The following is a 2120-nucleotide window of genomic DNA, read 5'->3' as shown; positions in this document are numbered from 1 at the left end:
TCGCAGTGGCAAGCTCGCCACCCCAAGCAAACCCGCCACCCCAAGCAAACCCGCCGCCCAAGCAAACCCTCCACCCCAAGCAAACCCGCCACCCAGGCAAGCCCTCCGCCCAAGGAGCTAAAGCCATCCTCTCCCGTTCCACCGCCGCTGGCGAACCGCGTGGCGTGCTCGTTGTCGCCGGTTGGCAACAACACTCGCATCTTCCGCGGCATTCGGGCGCAATAAAAAACTCGCCGCGGGGCGAATCCCCGCCGCGAGTCGACTTGAAACTTGGAACGTTCAACTTAGAACGATCAACTCTGAACTTGCGTTAGTACCGGTAGTGATCCGGTTTGAAGGGGCCGTCGACATCGACGCCCATGTACTCGGCTTGTTCTTTGGACAGCCGGGTCAGCTTGACGCCCAGTTGATCGAGGTGCAGTCGGGCGACTTCCTCGTCCAGCTTTTTGGGCAGCATGTGAACGGCGACGCTGTAGGACTTGGTGTCCTTGCTGCCCCAAAGTTCCATCTGTGCGAGCACTTGGTTGGTGAACGAGGTGCTCATCACGAAGCTGGGGTGTCCGGTGGCACAGCCCAGGTTCACCAGGCGGCCCTTGGCCAGAATGATCACGCTGCGACCGGTGTCCTTGAACGTGTAGCGGTCCACGGCACCGATGTCGGCCGGCTTGATTTCGTCCTTGGTCGCCCGGCCCTGCTCGACTTCGTTCTCCAACCACGCCACGTCGATTTCGGTATCGAAGTGGCCGATGTTGCAGCAGATCGCGTCTTCGGGCATCTGCTTCATGTGCTCGCCCAAGATGATGTCTTTGTTGCCCGTCGTGGTGACATAGAGTCGGCCTTCTTTGCAGGCCTCTTCCATGGTCGTCACTTCGAAGCCTTCCATCGCAGCCTGCAGGGCGTTGATCGGATCGATCTCGGTCACCAGCACGCGACAGCCGTAGCGTTGCAGGCTGTGGGCACATCCCTTTCCGACGTCACCGTAGCCGCAGACCACGGCGACCTTTCCGGCCAACATCACGTCGGTGGCTCGTTTGACGCCGTCGGCCAGCGATTCGCGGCAGCCGTACAGGTTGTCAAACTTGCTCTTGGTCGCACTGTCGTTGACGTTGATCGCCGGAACCTGCAACTTGCCGGAGCGGTTGAGGACTTCCAGACGGTGGATGCCGGCCGTCGTTTCTTCGCTGATGCCGTAAATGTCATCGAGCAATTCGGGGAAGCGATCGTGAACCATCGCGGTCAAGTCACCGCCATCGTCCAGGATCATGTTCAGCTTTCCTCCCGACGGGAACGTCAGGGTCTGCTCGATGCACCAGTCGAATTCTTCTTCCGTCATTCCCTTCCAGGCGTAGACGGGAATGCCGGCGGCGGCGATCGCGGCAGCCGCGTGGTCTTGGGTGCTGAAGATATTGCAGCTGCTCCAAGTCACCTCGGCGCCGAGTTCGATCAGCGTCTCGATCAAGACCGCCGTCTGAATCGTCATGTGCAGACAGCCGGCGATGCGGGCCCCTGCCAGTGGTTTTTCTTTGCCGTACTTCTTGCGCAGCGCCATCAGGCCCGGCATTTCGGTCTCGGCCAAATTGATCTCTTTGCGGCCATACTCGGCCAACGAGAGATCCTTGACCTTGTAAGGCAATCGTTCGGTATCGACTTGCGACACGGGTAAACTCCTAAAGTGTGGTGAATCAAATTCACTCACGTATGAGGGGCTACGAACCTACCACAGGGACTCCCGCTGGCACGCGCTCCCCGAACGCGATTGCAAACCGTCTTCGAACCATCGAAAACGGCTGAATCGAGCGCCGGCACCTGCCGGACCATTCAACTCGATTGAACCGCGTAGTTTAGCGAGGGATCGTTTTTTGGGCACCGGGCCTGGTCAAAAAGAACCCGAAAAGCCCCCGGCGGTCGGCCGACGCGTCAGCGAGCGGCGCCGCGTGGCCCCTTGCTCACGCGTGCGGGAGAAAATCGATAGGCCGGTCAGTCACCGGTGCAAGGGCTCCAACCGCCGTGGCCTGAACGACCGGAGGGCTCGTGCGCGGCCGCGGAAAAAAATACCCCGATTGTCTCAACGGTGCGCGACCGCGACTCCAGTATCCCGGAGAGATTTCAGCAATTAGTCG

1 protein-coding gene is annotated in these 2120 nt (G+C 60.1%); it reads right to left on the bottom strand.

Going from position 1 to position 2120, the window contains the following annotated elements:
- Window positions 1-310 precede the first annotated feature (310 nt).
- Window positions 311-1657, bottom strand: a complete 1347-nt coding sequence (gene ahcY, locus ABX749_RS30670) for an adenosylhomocysteinase (RefSeq protein WP_372899384.1) — start codon at window positions 1655-1657, stop codon at window positions 311-313.
- Between the last annotated feature and the right edge of the window lie 463 nt (window positions 1658-2120).

The organism is Stieleria sp., from assembly GCF_041595215.1.
Classification (GTDB): domain Bacteria; phylum Planctomycetota; class Planctomycetia; order Pirellulales; family Pirellulaceae; genus Stieleria; species Stieleria magnilauensis.
The sequence above is the reverse complement of the archived record's forward strand: the minus strand, read 5'-3'. Positions and strand labels throughout refer to the sequence as shown.